This window comes from Ferrovum myxofaciens, assembly GCF_000735045.1.
GTDB lineage: Bacteria > Pseudomonadota > Gammaproteobacteria > Burkholderiales > Ferrovaceae > Ferrovum > Ferrovum myxofaciens.
The window spans coordinates 1-16,902 of the sequence record NZ_JPOQ01000003.1 but is presented as its reverse complement, the minus strand read 5'-3'; the positions used below and the strand labels follow the sequence as shown (position 1 = coordinate 16,902).

General features: G+C 57.4%; 18 protein-coding genes. 9 read left to right on the top strand and 9 right to left on the bottom strand.

Annotation, left to right across the window (positions count from 1 at the left end):
• The first annotated feature begins 39 nt into the window (after positions 1-39).
• The gene (locus IV91_RS0100520) at positions 40-243 is read left to right on the top strand and encodes a cold-shock protein (RefSeq protein WP_031595167.1); all 204 of its coding nucleotides are present in this window, start codon (positions 40-42) and stop codon (positions 241-243) included.
• 100 nt (positions 244-343) lie between these two features.
• On the opposite strand, the gene IV91_RS0100515 is transcribed toward IV91_RS0100520, so the two are convergent.
• Positions 344-1,957: a long-chain fatty acid--CoA ligase gene (locus IV91_RS0100515; RefSeq protein WP_200874293.1), complete on the bottom strand. Its 1,614-nt coding sequence runs from the start codon at positions 1,955-1,957 to the stop codon at positions 344-346.
• A 162-nt stretch (positions 1,958-2,119) separates the two neighbouring features.
• Between IV91_RS0100515 and IV91_RS0100505 the strand changes: the two genes are divergently transcribed.
• Genes IV91_RS0100505 through IV91_RS0100485 form a run of 5 tightly spaced genes read left to right on the top strand, consistent with a single transcriptional unit; the run spans position 2,120 to position 5,174 of the window.
• On the top strand, positions 2,120-2,875 hold the full coding sequence (locus tag IV91_RS0100505; RefSeq protein WP_031595163.1) for an arginyltransferase: 756 nt from the start codon (positions 2,120-2,122) through the stop codon (positions 2,873-2,875).
• Between the two features lie 9 nt (positions 2,876-2,884).
• Positions 2,885-3,901 carry a quinone-dependent dihydroorotate dehydrogenase gene (locus IV91_RS0100500; RefSeq protein WP_031595161.1) on the top strand — a complete coding sequence of 339 codons (1,017 nt, stop codon included), beginning with the start codon at positions 2,885-2,887 and terminating at the stop codon, positions 3,899-3,901.
• Entirely contained in the window at positions 3,898-4,146 is a 249-nt protein-coding gene (locus IV91_RS0100495; protein ID WP_031595160.1) for an RnfABCDGE type electron transport complex subunit B, read from the top strand. The genes IV91_RS0100500 and IV91_RS0100495 overlap by 4 nt, the downstream gene beginning before the upstream one ends.
• The gene (gene nth / locus IV91_RS0100490) at positions 4,115-4,747 is read left to right on the top strand and encodes an endonuclease III (protein ID WP_031595158.1); all 633 of its coding nucleotides are present in this window, start codon (positions 4,115-4,117) and stop codon (positions 4,745-4,747) included. Before IV91_RS0100495 ends, nth begins: the two co-directional genes overlap by 32 nt.
• The gene (locus IV91_RS0100485) at positions 4,740-5,174 is read left to right on the top strand and encodes a DUF1841 family protein (RefSeq protein ID WP_031595156.1); all 435 of its coding nucleotides are present in this window, start codon (positions 4,740-4,742) and stop codon (positions 5,172-5,174) included. Before nth ends, IV91_RS0100485 begins: the two co-directional genes overlap by 8 nt.
• On the opposite strand, the gene dnaQ is transcribed toward IV91_RS0100485, so the two are convergent.
• The 3 genes from dnaQ to IV91_RS0100470 are packed head-to-tail and all read right to left on the bottom strand — an operon-like array spanning position 5,171 to position 7,136.
• Entirely contained in the window at positions 5,171-5,902 is a 732-nt protein-coding gene (gene dnaQ / locus IV91_RS0100480; protein WP_031595154.1) for a DNA polymerase III subunit epsilon, read from the bottom strand. The two genes, IV91_RS0100485 and dnaQ, sit on opposite strands and share 4 nt — an antisense overlap.
• Positions 5,890-6,339, bottom strand: coding sequence for a ribonuclease HI (gene rnhA / locus IV91_RS0100475; protein WP_031595152.1), 450 nt, complete (start codon positions 6,337-6,339; stop codon positions 5,890-5,892). The genes dnaQ and rnhA overlap by 13 nt, the downstream gene beginning before the upstream one ends.
• Positions 6,336-7,136 carry a class I SAM-dependent methyltransferase gene (locus IV91_RS0100470; RefSeq protein WP_082783174.1) on the bottom strand — a complete coding sequence of 267 codons (801 nt, stop codon included), beginning with the start codon at positions 7,134-7,136 and terminating at the stop codon, positions 6,336-6,338. The genes rnhA and IV91_RS0100470 overlap by 4 nt, the downstream gene beginning before the upstream one ends.
• Before the next feature lie 28 nt (positions 7,137-7,164).
• On the opposite strand from IV91_RS0100470, the gene gloB reads away from it, so the two are divergent.
• Together gloB and IV91_RS0100460 are read left to right on the top strand one after the other, a co-directional pair.
• The gene (gene gloB / locus IV91_RS0100465) at positions 7,165-7,953 is read left to right on the top strand and encodes a hydroxyacylglutathione hydrolase (RefSeq protein ID WP_411463578.1); all 789 of its coding nucleotides are present in this window, start codon (positions 7,165-7,167) and stop codon (positions 7,951-7,953) included.
• Positions 7,947-9,416 carry a transglycosylase SLT domain-containing protein gene (locus tag IV91_RS0100460; RefSeq protein ID WP_051861761.1) on the top strand — a complete coding sequence of 490 codons (1,470 nt, stop codon included), beginning with the start codon at positions 7,947-7,949 and terminating at the stop codon, positions 9,414-9,416. Before gloB ends, IV91_RS0100460 begins: the two co-directional genes overlap by 7 nt.
• Here the strand turns inward: IV91_RS0100460 and IV91_RS0100450 are convergent.
• Genes IV91_RS0100450 through IV91_RS0100435 form a run of 4 tightly spaced genes read right to left on the bottom strand, consistent with a single transcriptional unit; the run spans position 9,401 to position 14,862 of the window.
• Positions 9,401-11,086 carry an ABC transporter ATP-binding protein gene (locus IV91_RS0100450; RefSeq protein ID WP_031595144.1) on the bottom strand — a complete coding sequence of 562 codons (1,686 nt, stop codon included), beginning with the start codon at positions 11,084-11,086 and terminating at the stop codon, positions 9,401-9,403. The two genes, IV91_RS0100460 and IV91_RS0100450, sit on opposite strands and share 16 nt — an antisense overlap.
• Positions 11,083-12,123, bottom strand: coding sequence for an ABC transporter permease (locus IV91_RS0100445; protein ID WP_051861758.1), 1,041 nt, complete (start codon positions 12,121-12,123; stop codon positions 11,083-11,085). The genes IV91_RS0100450 and IV91_RS0100445 overlap by 4 nt, the downstream gene beginning before the upstream one ends.
• 6 nt (positions 12,124-12,129) lie before the next feature.
• Entirely contained in the window at positions 12,130-13,074 is a 945-nt protein-coding gene (locus tag IV91_RS0100440) for an ABC transporter permease (RefSeq protein ID WP_031595141.1), read from the bottom strand.
• Between the two features lie 12 nt (positions 13,075-13,086).
• On the bottom strand, positions 13,087-14,862 hold the full coding sequence (locus tag IV91_RS0100435) for an ABC transporter substrate-binding protein (RefSeq protein WP_031595138.1): 1,776 nt from the start codon (positions 14,860-14,862) through the stop codon (positions 13,087-13,089).
• 166 nt (positions 14,863-15,028) lie between these two features.
• Between IV91_RS0100435 and IV91_RS0100430 the strand changes: the two genes are divergently transcribed.
• Positions 15,029-15,814, top strand: coding sequence for an enoyl-ACP reductase FabI (locus IV91_RS0100430; RefSeq protein ID WP_031595137.1), 786 nt, complete (start codon positions 15,029-15,031; stop codon positions 15,812-15,814).
• A gap of 32 nt (positions 15,815-15,846) precedes the next feature.
• Here IV91_RS0100430 and IV91_RS0100425 read toward each other — a convergent pair.
• The coding region (locus IV91_RS0100425) for a peptidylprolyl isomerase (RefSeq protein ID WP_035416904.1) at positions 15,847-16,902 on the bottom strand (1,056 nt) is incomplete at its 5' end.

Genomic DNA, 16,902 nt, shown 5'->3' with positions numbered 1-16,902 from the left:
CCGGGTTTTAAGGCCCAAATCATCAACAGGAAAGCAAACATGGCAACAGGTACAGTTAAGTGGTTCAACGATTCTAAAGGTTACGGTTTCATCACCCCCGATGACGGAAGCGAAGATCTTTTCGCTCATTTCTCCGCCATCCAGATGGGCGGGTTCAAAACCCTGAAGGAAGGACAGAAAGTCTCCTTCGATGTTACCCAGGGACCCAAGGGAAAACAAGCTTCAAATATTCAAAACGCTTAGGTGCGTGAACGGGACTTGACCGTCCCGTAATCATTTAGGCCAGGTTTCTTCCGTTTTTTCGGTTGAACTTGGTCTTTTTTGTGTCTGAACCAAAAACCCATCAACCCCCCGTATACTCTCCATAGCGTTGGCGCAAAGCCACCTTGTCCACTTTGCCCGTGGCGGTATAGGGCAGACTGTCCACCGTCAGAAATCCATCGGGCACACTCCAGCGCGGCACATGCCGCGCCAGATGTTGCCGTAATTCTTCTTCCTCCACGACCCTTCCTGCCTCCAGCACCATGATCAAAAGAGGACGTTCCCCCCAATGCGGATCAGGAACGCCGATCACCGCCGCCTCACGCAAGACAGGATGAAGCAAAGCCGCCTGTTCAACCTGAACCGAACTGATCCATTCTCCTCCACTCTTGATCAAATCCTTGACCCGATCCGTAATCTGCAAGAATCCTTCCTCATCCAGGGTGGCCACATCACCGGTGGGGAACCAGGCTCGCTCCGTCTCCCGCGCCTCTTTCCAATAATGTTCGCAGATCCACGGGCCGCGCACCTCCAGGTGACCGGGGGTTTTTCCATCCCAGTTCACTTCCCGTCCCTCACTGTCCCTCAGTCGCATATCCACGCCAAAGGGCGGACGCCCCGATTTCTCCAACCAGTGCCAGCGCGCCTCGCCGGACAACTCCGCCTGTGCCCGTTTGGGGCTCGCGAGCGCTGCCACCGGACTGGTTTCTGTCATCCCCCACCCTGGCCGCACCGTCACCTTCTGTTCCTGTTCGAAATAACGCACCAACATCGAAGGGCAAGCCGACCCCCCCACCCCGAGCAAACGCAGATGATGCAGTTTCACCTCCTGCGCCTGCAGAAAAGACATCAAACCTCGCCACACCGTGGGCACACCCGCGCTGATCGTAACCTCCTCGCGCTCCAGCAAAGCATACAGGGTTGCCCCATCCAGCCAGGGACCTGGCAACACCAGTTTGGCCCCCACCAGCGCAGCAGCATGAGGAAATCCCCAGGCATTGGCATGGAATAAGGGAACCACCGGCAATACCGAGTCGCAAGCTGAAAACCCGAGACTGTCGGGCAAGGCCACACTCATGGCATGAAGTACGGTGGAGCGGTGGGAATACACCACTCCTTTGGGTCGTCCTGTGGTTCCAGAGGTGAAACAGAGACCGGCGGCTTGATCCTCGGGCCAGTCCGGCCAGTTGAAACCTCCGTCTTCTTCCGCCAGCAGAACTTCGTAGTCAAACCACGTCCCCAGGAGGGGGGCCCGTGCTTCTCCGGGTTCTCCCATCACTATGACCCAGGGCAAACGCACACCCAGGTTTTCCAGGGTTAGCAACAACGGAAGAAGCCCGGAATCCACCAATAACCCCACGTCCTCTGCATCATGCAGAATTTGGACCAATTGGTCCGGAAACAAGCGGGGATTGAGGGTATGACAAATTGCCCCCATGCCTGGGATCGCATAGTAGGCTTCCAGATGGCGATGATGATTCCAACCCAGGGTCCCCACCCGATCGCCTGGACGCACGCCCAGACGAATCAGTGCCTGAGCCAGACGACGGGCACGCTGATCGATGTCCGCCCAACCAAGGGTCACCCCCTCTTGGGGGGCGCGCTGGGAAACCACGGCGGTTTTGCCATGCCAGCGAGCCGCGTGTTCCAGTAAGGCAGAAACCAGCAGCGGACGTTCCATCATGGAACCGATCACCTTTCCTCTCTCCTCATTCCCTTCTTTCCCTCATGGTTTTACCGTCTCCATCCTCGATGATTTTGCACAGTCAGAACCTCGTATTATACTAGGAGACATGAACGCCACCGATTTCTTGCGTTTCGCCCCCAAACCCGTGAACGACGCGCCTGGAGTGTCCCCATGACACACCTTTATGACCTTCCGATCCAACCCGTGCAGTGCTATGTCACGGCCAGTTATCCCTGCAGTTATCTGGAGGGACAGAACGCACGTTCTCAGGTGGTGGCCCCCGGTCCTCAGATCAACCAGGAACTGTACAGCCTCCTGGTGGAAAATGGCTTTCGTCGCAGCGGACTCTTCACCTACCGCCCCCACTGTCACCGCTGCCGCGCCTGCATTCCGGTACGGATTCGGGTACAGGACTTTGCCCCATCGCGCATTCAGCGCCGTGTTTGGAAACAGCATCGATCTCTGGAGGCACGTTCGCTGCCCTTGCATTTCGAACCAGAGCATTTTTCGCTCTATACCCGATACCAGCATGCACGTCATCGAGAAATCACTCAGGGCCGCACCGGAGAAGATCAGTATCGCCAATTCCTGCTACAATCTTCCCTGCCTACTCGCCTGGTGGAGTTTCGCGAAGCCGGACAACTGCGCATGGTCAGCCTGATTGATGAACTGACCCAGGGACTTTCTTCGGTTTACACCTTCTATGAACCGGACATGCCCGGAGTTTCCTACGGCACCTATAACATTCTCTGGCAAATCGAGGAATGTCAGACACAAGGACTTCCTTGGCTCTACCTGGGTTACTGGATCCGTTCCTGTGCCAAAATGACTTACAAAAGCCGTTTCCAGCCCCTCGAAGCCTGGTTTTCCGGCGCCTGGATTTCTTTTCCTGAACTACTCGAATCCCTTGACTCGACAATCCGCTGACTCCCACTGATGCTCTATCCCATTGCTCGCTCCCTGCTGTTTCGCCTCGACCCGGAAACTGCCCACACCCTCTCCCTGACCGCTCTGGACCAAGCTGCCCGGTGCGGTCTGGTCCAGCCCGGACATCTGGTTTCCACCCGCACTCGTACCGTCATGGGACTGACCTTTGCCAACCCCCTGGGGATTGCCGCAGGCCTGGACAAGAACGGAACCTTCATTCATGGACTGGCTGCCCTCGGGGTGGGGTTCATTGAAGTTGGTACGGTCACTCCACGGCCACAAAATGGTAACCCCCGTCCCCGTGTCTTCCGCCTCCCCACAGTGGAAGGATTGATCAATCGCCTGGGATTCAACAACCATGGCGTGGCCGCACTGGTGGAACAGGTCCGCCAACGACGACCCTCCGCCCTCCTCGGCATCAATATCGGCAAAAACTTCGATACTCCCATGGAGCGGGCCGTGGAGGATTACCGATCCGCACTCATTGCGGCGGCCCCCCACGCGGATTATGTCACGGTCAATATTTCTTCACCCAATACTCAAAATCTGCGTCAACTCCAGGGAACCGAGGCCCTGCCCCCGCTCCTGCGCGCACTTCATGAAGAACGACTCCGGTTGGTGGAAGACTTGGGACGTCCTTTGCCCATTGCCATCAAAATCGCCCCCGACCTCACCCCCGCAGCCCTGACAGATATTGCCCAGATTCTGGTGGAAGAACATATGGATGCGGTCATCGCCACCAATACCACGATTACCCGCGATCCCGTCCTGCACCTACCCCACGGACAGGAAATCGGGGGGTTGAGCGGAGCGCCCCTCCATGAAAAATCCCTGGCCGTGGTCGCCCATCTGGCCCGCACGCTGGACGGGGCTCTGCCCATCATTGGCGTCGGCGGCATCACCAGTGCAGCGCAGGCCCAGGCCATGTTGACCACCGGTGCCCAGTTGATTCAGGTCTACACCGGCCTGATCTATCGGGGCCCGGACCTGATCCGCGAGATTCTGGAAAGTGACCGCCCGATATGAATCCCACCCTGGCCACCCGCCGGCAAATCGCGCTGATCGATGAAACCCGCTGCATCGGTTGTTTCAAGTGTGTGCGCGCCTGTCCCGAGCAAGCCATCGTGGGCGCCGCACGCTGGATGCATACCATCCTGCACGCACTGTGTACCGGTTGTGAAAATTGCCTCCCCCCCTGTCCAGAAAACTGCATCACCTTTTTGCCTGCCGCCCCGCTCCATGACTCCCGCCCAACGCCAACAGTTGTTTGAACGATTGGCGCAGGCCAATCCTCATCCCACCACCGAACTGATCTGGCATACCCCTTTTCAGTTACTCCTGGCAGTTCTCCTGTCGGCTCAATCCACCGACGTGGGAGTCAATCGGGTCACTGCGCCTTTGTTTCCCACCCTACAGACCCCGCAAGACTTGCTGACGCTGGGATTGGCAGCCTTTGAAGAAGCCATCCGAACCTTGGGACTGTACCGTACAAAATCACGCCATGCCATTGAAATGGCTAAAATTCTCGTTGATCAGCATGAGGGTCAGGTGCCAGAGACCCAGGTCGAACTGGAGGCCTTGCCCGGCGTAGGTCGAAAAACCGCCAATGTCGTCCTCAATACCCTTTACGGTCACCCCACCATCGCCGTGGATACCCATGTCTTTCGGGTGGCCAATCGAACCGGACTGGCACGCGGAACCACGCCTCTGGCGGTGGAACAGGCCCTGCTACGCGCGGTACCTGCGCCTTTTCTGCAGCATGCCCACCACTGGTTGATCCTGCAGGGCCGACACATCTGCCTGGCACGGGCACCGCGCTGTGGCATCTGCCCGATTCAGGATCTTTGTGACACGGGGAAAATCCATGTTTGAACCCAGCCGTGAAGAAGTCCGGAAATTTTTCATGGAAGCCTGGCAAGGACAACGCAACGGACGCCTGCTGAGCCCCCTGGAAGCGCTGGCTACGGAAGTCATTCAATACCACCCCGAATTTCACCCGCTGCTCGAATCCACTTCCCAAGAAACCCTGGAACGTACCTGGGGCCCGGAGGAGGGCGGCATGAACCCATTTTTACACCTGTCCTTGCATCTTGCCCTCGAAGAACAGTTGGGAATCGATCACCCCCCGGGCATCAGCGCAATTTTTCAGCGCCTATGCCGAACCACCCGTGACGAACATGAAGCACGCCACCGCCTTCTGGACTGTCTGGGTCAGGTCCTGTGGGAATCCCAACGCCAGGGAACCCCGCCCGATCAGGAGCGTTACCGCCAGTTGCTCCAGGCCACCCTTTCCACCTAAGCAATCTCAGGCCGCCATAGCACTCGCCCACCACTGGCTTGGTGAATTCGTTCCAATTGAGTACGGTGGGCTTCCATTTCCTCTTCGGTGGCCTTGGGTACCCGTAATCCATGGGCCGAAACCGAGGCAACGTAGCCGGGCATCTGCATCGAACCCGGAGAAGTTTCTTCGGGCATCAACAGATGTTCCTGGCCCCGCGTCATGGCCAGGTAAACCTCACCCAGCAATTCGGCATCCAGGAGCGCACCATGGAAGGTACGGTGGGCATGATCGATTTCATACCGTTCGCACAGTGCATCCAGACTGTTACGTTTTCCCGGAAATAATTCCCGTGCCACCTTGAGGGAATCCACCAACACGCCCTCTGGCAAATGAGCCAGCAACGCAGGCCTTCCCAGCAGACTCAACTCATGATCGAGAAAACCCAGATCGAAGGCGGCGTTGTGAATGACCAAACAGTTCAGAGGCATTCCCTTGGGGGAATCACACAAAAATTCGATGAAACTTTCCACCACCGACCCGAAGGGAGGTTTATCCTTCAAAAAATCCGTCGTCAGACCATGCTTTTCCAAGGCGCCCGGATCACTCTCCCGTCTTGGGTTGAGGTAGTGATGCCAGGTGCGCGCACGACGTCGGGTGAGGATTTCCACCAATCCGATTTCCACCAGGCGATGGCCTTGACGGGGGTCCAACCCGGTGGTCTCGGTATCCAGCATCACCCAGCGCATACCCGCCCTTTTTCTTCCAGACCGCGCCGTGCCAGCGCATCGGCCCGTTCGTTGCCCAAATCTCCCGCATGACCTTTGACCCAGTACCAGGAAATCTGGTGACGCTGGGTTGCCTCCCAGAGGATCTGCCACAAATCAGCATTCCGTACCGGCTTGCGGGCAGAGGTGAGCCAACCATTGCGACGCCAGGCATGAATCCACTCCTGGATGCCTTTCTGGACATATTGGGAATCGGTATACAGTTCCACTTCACAGGGTCGGGTCAAGGCCGTCAATCCTTCGATGACAGCCTGCAATTCCATACGGTTATTGGTGGTTTGCGCCACCCCCCCCCAAAGTTCACGCTCCCCTCCCGAACTGTGCAACCACACGCCCCACCCGCCCGGTCCGGGGTTGCCACTGCACGCCCCGTCCGTATAGATCCGAACCACACTCATGATTGGGGCGATACCGGCACCGCCTTGGGACGGGGCAGAAGAGGGACCACGTTATCATGCGCCTCTGGTTGCACCCCCTGCCGACGGACCCCCGCGCTGCGCACCGCAGCAGCCAAGGAAGGTTCCACCACATTCTGAGGTTGCCAGCGCGGCATGATCAGGCGCATGGCATGCACTCGCTTGACCGCCTGCAGCAGATAAATACCGCCGCCTACCCCCCACCAGCGATCACCCGCCAGTTCCATGAAGCGGAAACGGTGTAACCAGCGAGCACTGGTGAAAGGGGGGGCATAGGCGCCAAATCGCCCCCCATCCATCTCGAAGCCCAGCAGGGCCAGCCAGTCCTTGAGACGGGAGAGGCTGATGAAATGTCCCGACCAGGGAGAGACCCGTCGATTCAGAGTGAACAACTGGCGCACGCCCCACAGACTTCGTGGATTGAAGCCCACGACCACCAACCGCCCCTCAGGGCGCATGACTCGATCCACCTCCCGCAACAGGGCATGGGGATGTTCGGCAAACTCCAGAGCATGGGGCATGACCACGAGATCCAGGCTCTGAGAAGCCAGAGGCAGGGCACAGGGTTCGGCCTGAATGGTTCCCCCCAGACGTGTGCTCAAAGAGATATGATGCGGAATCCGGTTGGTGCGCAATCCATCCAGATGGGGCCAACTGATTTGCAGCGCATTGAAGCCAAACAGGTTCGCCACCGCCTGATCCAGCATATCCTGCTCCATCTGGAGCACATACTGTCCCAAGGGTGTTTCGAGCCAAGCGTGCAGGTTTCTCTGTTCCATGACAAAATTGTAGTCCAAATCTGCTTCTTTGTGGAAAATGCCTAAATCTTTTTCTATTGTTCCGATCTCTGCCTTCGCCGACAACTATCTGTGGTTGATCCACAATAACCGCAAAGCATGGATCGTCGACCCTGGAGACGCCGCCCCCGTCCTGACCACCCTTCGGAGTAGTCACTTGGAACTGGAGGGCATCCTTCTCACCCATCACCATGCCGATCATTGCGGCGGGGTGGTGGAATTGTGTACCCTCTTCCCCAACCTGACGGTTTACGGCCCTGCAGAAGAATCCATCCCGGGCACCACCCATCCCCTTCGCGCAGGAAACGAAATCACCCTGACCTCTCTGGGTTTGACCCTGACCGTACTGGAAGTTCCCGGACATACCCTGGGACATGTGGCCTATGTGGGGCAGGATTGCCTCTTTTGCGGGGATACCCTGTTTGCCGCTGGCTGCGGCCGAATCTTTGAAGGGACTCCTGCCCAGATGTTTCACTCCCTGGCTCAACTGGCTGCCCTACCCGACAAAACCGCCGTCTACTGTGCCCATGAGTACACGGTACGTAACCTGGATTTTGCCCTGAAGGTAGACCCGCACAATCAGGAACTCCAGAACTGGGCGAGGGAGGCTCGGGCTCAACGGGAACAGGGAGAACCCACCCTGCCCAGCCAGATCGGCCGCGAGCGACGTGCCAATCCCTTCCTGCGTAGTACCGACATCGCCTTGACCCCGGCACTGGATCATTACCTGGGCCATCCCGTGGGCACCGACCCCTTGACCCGTTTCACGGTTCTACGTGCCTGGAAGAATCAGTGTTGATCAGAATTCTGGGACTTCTGGCTCTGTTCTTCTGGATGGGTCCCGGCTGGGCCCAGGATCCACTTCCTTCCACCACACCTTCGCCCACCCCTGCGTTCATGGAGGAAGCCACACCGCAGAATTCCGACATGGATGACCTCGACCTGCCCACCGATCCTGAATTACCTCCACAAGCCAGTGATCAGGCCCCTCCAGGGGAAGTCTGGGACCGGATCCGCAGCGGATTCGCTCTGCCCGACTTGACGGATGACCGGGACAACCAGTTAGTGGCCAAACATATTGCCTGGTTTGTCGCCCGTCCGGATTATGTGGAACGGACCCTCAACCGTAGCCGGATGTATCTGTATTTCATTGCCAGTGAAGTACAACGGCGGGGCATGCCCACAGAGATTGCGCTGCTGCCTGTGGTGGAAAGTGCCTATAACCCCCACGCCCTGTCACGCAGCCAAGCCTCGGGCATCTGGCAGTTCATTCCCTCCACGGCCCGTCTCTTCGGCTTGCACAAGGATTGGTGGTATGACGGTCAGAAGGATGTGGTCGCCAGCACTTACAGTGCCCTGGATTATCTCCAACGCCTGTATGACGAATTCCACTCCTGGGACCTGGCGCTGGCAGCCTACAATTGCGGGGAAGGAAAAATTCGCCGCGAAATTGCCTACAATCAGGCTCGCCAGTTACCCACCGACTTTGCCCACCTCAACTTGTCCGATGAAACCCGCAATTACGTCCCCCGTCTTCTGGCCGCCAAAACCATCGTTCTGTCTCCAGAACATTATGGTCTCATTCTTCCTCCCATTCCTGATGAACCTTACTTTTCTTCCATTACCACCCACAAGCGAATCGATACCAAAGTAGCCGCTCAACTGGCGGGACTGAGCGTGGAAGACTTTCTGATGCTGAATCCCGGTTTCAACCGCCCTCTGATTCAACTGGATTCCCATCAAAACACGACGATTCTGGTTCCTGTATCCGCCGCCAATTCGTTCATCGCCCGCCTGGATGACCCGGATATCATCCTGGTATCCTGGCAAACCCGCCAGTTGCAAAGGGGCGAAGCCATCGATCATGTGGCCCACGAATATGGAATGAGCGGCGAAGAACTGAAACGCATCAACGGCATTGCGGCCAACCGTAGAATTGCCAGCGGCGGCGTCATTCTGGTTCCCTTTTCAAAAACTGCAGAAACCGGTCTTCCTGCGCCTCCCCCCGATCTTCCTGCCAGCCCCCCGGAAGCCGAGCTCTCCACGCCGCCCACGAAGCATCCGCCTGCGCACAACCCACAGGCCCATAAAAAAACCAGTCGGGCCCATGCTCTCCGTGGCAAAGGCCATTCAAAACCGGCCCGAGGTTCCTCTGGCAAAACCACGACGCAAACTTCCACCACCCGAACGCATCCTGCACTTCACAAAACCCATGGACGAGATCGTCACCCAACTTCCTCCCCCCCTCATTCTTCTCCTTGAGCGGAGAGGGGAATGCCCTGAGGAACGGCTTTGAGCAACTGCTGGGTATAGGGATGTCGTGGACGTGCGTAAACCTCTTCTGCTTTCCCCCGTTCCACGACCTGCCCGGCGTACAAAACCAGGATTTCATCCGCCATGAACCGGACCACAGCGAGATCATGGGAAATGAACAGCAGGCTGAGATTGAGTTCGTCCTGCAAATCCCGTAACAGATTCAACACCTGAGCCTGAACTGACACATCCAGAGCGGAAACGGATTCGTCACAGATCAGCACGCGCGGATTCACCGTCAAGCAACGCGCAATGGCAATCCGTTGGCGTTGTCCACCGGAGAATTCATGGGGGTAACGGTTCAGTGCCCGTTCGTTCAGACCCACGCGCTCCAACCAGCGCACCGCCAATTCCACCCGTTCGCGCGCACCGGTCCCCACCCCCTGAAGCATGAGGGGTTCAGTCAGCAACTGGGCAACGGTAAAACGCGGGTTGAGGGAAGCAAAGGGATTCTGAAACACCATTTGAACCTGGGTTGCCCTTCCGCTTCTGCCGGGGGCTCCCCTCCCGGGAAAATGAATCTGTCCCGTGTCGGGAACCAGAATACCCGCCACCATCCGCGCCAGAGTGGATTTTCCGGAACCGGATTCACCCACCACGCCCAGGGTACGCCCGGCCTGCAAAGTGAACCCAAGGGGTTCCAGGGCTTGAAAACGGGAACGTCGCCAGCCTGCTCCTTGCACCACGAAGGACTTGCTGACCCCCTCCACTTCCAGCACCACTGGCAACGGACCCGACGAGCGAGGACCGGAAGAGGCCCGGGCAGGCGTCAAATCCCCCTGGTCGTCGATCATGGGCAAACGGGCAGGCAAATTGCCCAGAGTAGGACGACAGGTCAGCAACGCACGGGTATAGCCATGGCGGGGGGCCACCAGAACCTCGGAACAGCGCCCCTGCTCCACCACTCGCCCTTGGCGCATCACCACCACCTCCTCGGCAATTTCTCCCACCAGCGCCAGATCATGGGTAATGAACAGAATGGCCATGGACAGTTCCCGTTGCAGTTCCCGTAACAGGGTCATGATCTGACGTTGCACGGTCACATCCAGGGCCGTAGTCGGTTCGTCGGCAATCAGCAACTGGGGATGGGTACTGATTGCCATGGCAATCATGACCCGTTGCTGCTGCCCCCCGGACAGTTGATGGGGATAGGCGGACAGCCGTGCCGCAGGATTTGCAATGCCCACCTGCGCCAGAAGTTCAAGGGAACGTTGACGTACCTGCCGTGCGGACCCAATCCCTTCCGCGCGGCGCACGGATTCTCCCAACTGCATTCCGATGGTAAAAACCGGGTTGAGCGCACCTTGGGGATCCTGAAAGATCATCCCCAGGGAACGCCGGCGCAAAGCCCCCATGGCCTGAGACGAAAACTCCAGAAGATTGCGCCCCTCCCATAAAATACGACTGCGTTCATGGATGTGGGCATGGGATTCCGGGAGAAGGCGCAGGATGGAGAGCGCAGTCACCGATTTTCCACTTCCCGACTCACCCACCAGGGCAACCGTGGAACAGGGGGGAACGGTAAAATCCACGCCACGCACCACCACCAGGGGACTATCTCCAGTACGTCGAAACGCCACCTCAAGGTCGCGCACCTCCAGCAAAGGCTGGGGCCTCACGAGTTCAACCTCGGATCGAGCGCATCCCGCAGAGCATCGGTCAATAAACTCAAGGCGGTGACAAAAATAGCCATGGCCACCGTGGTGACCACCAACTGCCACCATTTACCCAGAATCAGTTCATTCTGCGCCTCGTTCAACATGCTGCCCCAGGACACCGAACTGACTGGGACGCCAAATCCCAGAAAACTCAGAATCACTTCCGATTTGATAAACCCCACCAGATTCTGAGAAAACTGAACCAAAACCACATGACTGACATTAGGCAGAATATGTACCCACACCCGTCGTCCGTGGGAAGCGCCCAAGGCACCAGCAGCCAGAACGTATTCTCGGGTGCGATGCTTCAGATATTCGGCGCGAACCAGGCGAAAAACTCCCGTCCACCCCGTCAGGCCAAGAATCAGGATGAGGGTACCCACCCCCTTCTGCTGAAATACGGCAGCCACCGCAAAAACCAGCAACAGGTAAGGAATGGAGGTCAATACCCCATAAAAACCATTCAACAGGTCATCTACGCCCCGCCCGTAATAACCCGCCAGAGCGCCCAGGACGGTTCCAATGAAGGTGGCCACAAAAGCCGCCACCAGCCCCACCCAAACCGAGGTCTGGGTTCCCTTGAGCACCTTTTGCCCCACATCCCTCCCCCATTTATCCGCACCCAAAGGCAGGGTCAAGCGATAGGATACAGGCTCGGGCTGGATCCGCTGTGCGGCTGCCCGCGCCTCACTCCAGATCGGTTCCAGCGGATCGGTCCAACCATACAGGGGAATGACCTGGGTACGATCCCAGGCCTCTTCAGCCGGCAAGGTCACCCGATTCGCAGCAGTGGCATACCACGTCGGCGGTGCATAATTGACTGCCACCGGGTCATTCCAGTGCGTTCCCAGCCAACCCATCAGCACCAGTCCCACCAGCACCAGATAAAAAACCACCACCCCCAGGGAAATACGTCCCACCGGGTCACGCCATAAGCGGCGCAGGGCGAGGCTCCAGGCATTCTCCGAACGCATCGATGAATAAATTTGCACCGTCATTCCGTCCTACTCCAAACGTACCCGGGGGTCCAGCCAACGGTAACACAGATCGCCCAGTAAATTGACTGCCAGGGTGGCCATGGCCACATACACGGTGATTGCCTTGATCAAGGGAAAATCGCTACGTTCCACGGCCAGAATGATTTCCCGTCCGATGCCAGGAATGGCAAAAAACCGCTCCAGAAGAAAAGCGCCCGTCAACAATCCGGGCAATCCCATCAGAACATTGGTCACGATGGGAATGGCCGCGTTACGCAGAACATGCACAAAAAGAATGCGCATTTCCGACAATCCCTTGGCACGCGCTGTCCGCACAAAATCCTGATCGATCTCTTCCAGTATGAAGGAGCGATAGAGCCGGATCGAAGGCGCAACACTCACAAAAAGGCCCAGCAACACAGGCAAAAGCGCGTAGACCCGTAAATTGGTCAGAACGGAATCGCTCCACCCCTTGACTGGAAACCATCCCCACAGGTATGCAAATACGTATTGTCCTACGATGATGTAGACCAATAAACTGATGGACATGGCCACCGTACTCACCATGCGCACTCCCTGATCCAGCCAGGACCCCCGCAACGCCGCCACCAGCAGGGCCACGGCAACGGCCACCAGCGTTTCCAGAACCAGCATGGGAATCAGCAACGTCAGAGAAGGTCCCAACCGGGAGCGGAAAATGGCGGAGACAGGTTCATGGGTGGCCCAACTTTCCCCATAATCTCCGCGCAAAACCTGCCCGACAAAGTCCAGAAACTGTTGCCAGAGTGGGCGGTCGAGGCCCAGTTGGTGACGCACGTTGGCCAAATCCTGCGCGCTGGCCATTTTGCCCGCCAGGATCGTGGCAGGGTCTCCCCCCACCCAATTGAACAGGACGAAGACCAGCAGGATCACCCCCAGCAAAGTCAGCAGAGCCTGTCCCAGGCGCCGAACCAGAAACAGTAATCCACTCATGTTTTTTTCTCGTCAAGGAGTTCGGTCATTCCTCTCCTCCACATCCAGGTAATTCCATACCGAAGGCAAGATCGGATGCGTCCGGTAACCCAGGACCCAAGGCTGGGACAGGACATTGCGCAAGGCCGCCGTACTGACCTTGGTCACCCCATACAGTTCCAGGCGGCGCGCCAAACGATGGTACAAGGCATCTCGCCGGGGGGAATCGGGCAGGGTGAGGGTTTGCTCGTACAGCCGGTCCCATTCCGGATCCTGATAGCAACTGGCATTGTTCTCATGGGTATGCGGTCCGTACCAGAGTTGCATGAAATTGTCTCCATCCGGGTAATCTGCAATCCAGGCCGACAAGCGAAACTGAACCTGGCATTGGCGTTCTGCCCGGATGATGTCCGGAAACTTGAGTTTATTGCTGGAAAACCGCAGGCCGATGCGGTCCAGGGATTTTTTCATCACCTCATCCAATTCACGATCCTGCGAAGAAAGCCCTGTGGTGTACTGAACTTCCAGGGGTTTTCCATCCGGCTGAAGACGATAACCATCCCTGCCCCGTCGATAACCATAGGCATCGAGCAGTTGATTGGCCAGTTCGGGGTCATAATTCAACAAACTCTGATACTGGGCATCGGCGCCCGCCACGCCTGGCGGAATCGGGTAAGTCATCCGAATCGCTTGGCCCTTGTCGATGACCCGCATCATTTCTCCATCATTCATCGCTAGAAAAATGGCGCGCCGCAGGGCAATTTTGGCGGGGGCCATGCCCCCCAACAGGGGGTCCTGCTGATTGATGAAATAGTAGGCAATGGCGGGTTCCACGATCCGGTCCAAATGAATCCCGCGCTGAACCCATTCCGGACGCAATTGATCCCCACTCAGGGCCAGGGGAGAAAACTGGGCAGGAATCCCCAGAATGTCCAACTCTCCCTTACCAAAACTGAGCCAGGCCGACTGGGCTTCCTCGATGATTTGAATATCGATCCGATCGATCTGGGGCAGCGTTTTTCCTTCCATTTGTGCCACCAGACGTTGATTTACCGGATCCTTTCCGGGAGAAAAATGCCAGATTTCAGAGCGGTAGTTGGGATTACGAATCAATTCAATGCGCGCTGAGCGCAACCACTGTCCCAGGCGATAGGGTCCGGTACCCACCGGATGGGACGCCGTGTCCCCGGCATACGCCTCGATTACCTCCCGGGCCACAATGCCCATAACCGGCTGGGCCATGGCATGCCCAAAGTCGTAGTCGGTGGTTTTCAGGTGCACGCGCACATGCCAGGGATCCAGTACCCTCAACCCCGCCACGGGGGTATCATAGTCAAAATGCCCTGTCACTCGGGCCTGAGCCGCACGCTCATCCAGTCCTTCGATTTTTCCTTCCAGCAAAAACTTGTAGGGAGAACGATTTTTTGGGTCCATGAAACGCATCAGGGTATAGACCACATCGGTCGCGGTCACCTCCCGCTTCTTACCCCGGAAAACGGGATCGGGGGAAAAATACACCCCTTTTTTCAGGGTAAAGGTCCAGATGCTCCCCTGTCCGCTCACGCTGGGCATGGCGGCTGCCAAACGCGGAATCAGTTTGGCAGGTCGTGCCAGATAATCATAGGTCAGCAACGATTCGAACAGTTGCTGTTCGACGGCGGCCGTATTGAGGTCGGAAGTCTGGACCGGATCAAACCCCGTTTCAGAGGCAGAAAACGCCACATGCAGAACCTTTTCCCGGGCCTGCAGCGGGGACATCCACAACAGGGCCAAGGTCAGCCCCAGCACCCAAGCGCTTATCACCTTCATCCATCGCCCTCTATCATGCCCTTTCCTCTTCTTCGTCACAGCAGAACCCATTCCCCCCCGACCTATGCCCGGTTTCATTCACCCCATCCCTCATTCTATCGCGTCCCACTGCGCCTTTCCGAAGGGAATGGTTTATCATGGTGCCCTGACAAGAGGAGACCAACCCATGGGATTTTTGGCAAACAAGAACATACTCATCACCGGATTGTTGAGCAATCGTTCCATCGCTTGGGGTATCGCCCAAGCCATGCAAAGGGAAGGGGCACAACTGGCCCTTACCTATCAAGGCGATGCGGTGCGCGGCCGAGTGGAGAAACTGGCCACAGAATTGGGGGTTACTGAACTCTATCCCTGTGACGTAGCGCAAGACGATCAAATCGAGGCTCTCTTTCATTCACTGGGACAACGCTGGGACGGACTGGATGGTATCGTTCATTCCATTGCCTTTGCCCCTCGTGAGGCCCTCAGCGGGACTTTTCTGAATTCGGTAACCCGGGAAAACTTTCGTATTGCCCATGACATCAGTTCCTATAGTTTCGCGGCCCTGGCCAAAGCCGGTGCCCCCCTCATGGCCGGTCGTCAAGGTGCTCTGCTGACACTGTCCTACTTGGGCGCCGAACGTTCCGTACAAAATTACAATGTCATGGGACTGGCCAAGGCCAGTCTCGAGGCCAATGTCCGTTACCTGGCACAAAGTCTGGGGCCTGAGGGCATTCGGGTCAACGGTATTTCTGCGGGTCCCATCAAAACCCTGGCCGCCGCCGGCATCGGTGATTTCGGCAAGATTCTTGGCTATGTGGAACAAACCTCCCCCCTGCGCCGCAATATCACCATCGAGGAAGTGGGAAATGTGGCGGCTTTTCTGTGCAGTTCCCTGGCTTCCGGTGTAACGGGAGAGATTCTTCATGTGGACGGCGGTTTTTCCAGTACCGTCCCCGGCATGGGTGGCTGAATCATAGGGAAAACCCGGAGGTCTCCGGAAGGTCAGTGCTGGGGAGACTCTTCCAGCACGCTCTTGTCCACGACCTGAATGGTGGCCTTTTTACGCAAAGCGGCCATGAATTCTTCCATGGCTCCATCTCCATAGGCGCGCGTCAAACCCGTTTCAGCTTCTTTGCGCGTGGCAGATTCATCGGTACGTCCCGGTTGAATCTGAGTAACCCGCACCAGCACAAACCCGCCCTCGGGGGTGGACGCCCCCGCATAACCGGGCAAATGTCGTTCATCCACCCGGAAGGCAGGGGTCACCACTGCGGAGGGCAAACCGCCGGCATAGGCCTGCTGGCGTGTCAAAAGCCGCTCTCCTGACCAGGTCAGGGCAGGATCCGTCCTGCCTGCCTGTAATTCCTTGAGTTTTTCTTCTCCCGCCTGACGGGCCAAAACCGCCGCCTGCTGTTCCTCCAGCCGTTGCTCGATGGAAGGAGCCACCTGTTCCAAGGGTTTCAGCATCGCCGCTTGATCCTGGGTGACCCGGGCGGCCACCAGCAGACCCGGCGCCACCTCGATGGCAGGCGTATTGCGATGATCTCTGATCACTGCTGAAGAAAATAATGCCTGTTGCAACTTTGGATTGGACCAGATTCCTGTTTTCTGGTCTTTGCTGATCCCACTGGCTGTCTGCACCGTCAAGTGAAATTTGTCGGCAGTCGGCTGTAAACTGCCGGATTGCTCATAAACCAGGGTAGTAAAGGCATCGGCCTCCTCGGAAAATTTCTGGCTGGCCTTCTGGCGGCGAATCTCTGCAGTCAGTTGGGGCGTAACTTCCTCAAGACTTAAATGCTTCGCTTCGTGGATATCCGTCACCTGAATCACATGATAACCAAAGTCTGTTTCAACGGGTCCGGAAAATTCCCCCTTGTTCAAGGCAAACACGGCTTTCTCGAAGGGAGGCGTCATGGTTCCCCGGGCAAAAAACCCTAGATCCCCTCCCTGACTTGCCGATCCCGGGTCCTGGGACTCAACTTTGGCCACCGCCGCAAACTGTTCAGGATGAGCCTGCAAACGCACCAGTAACTGTTGCGCGTGCTGTTTGATCGACTG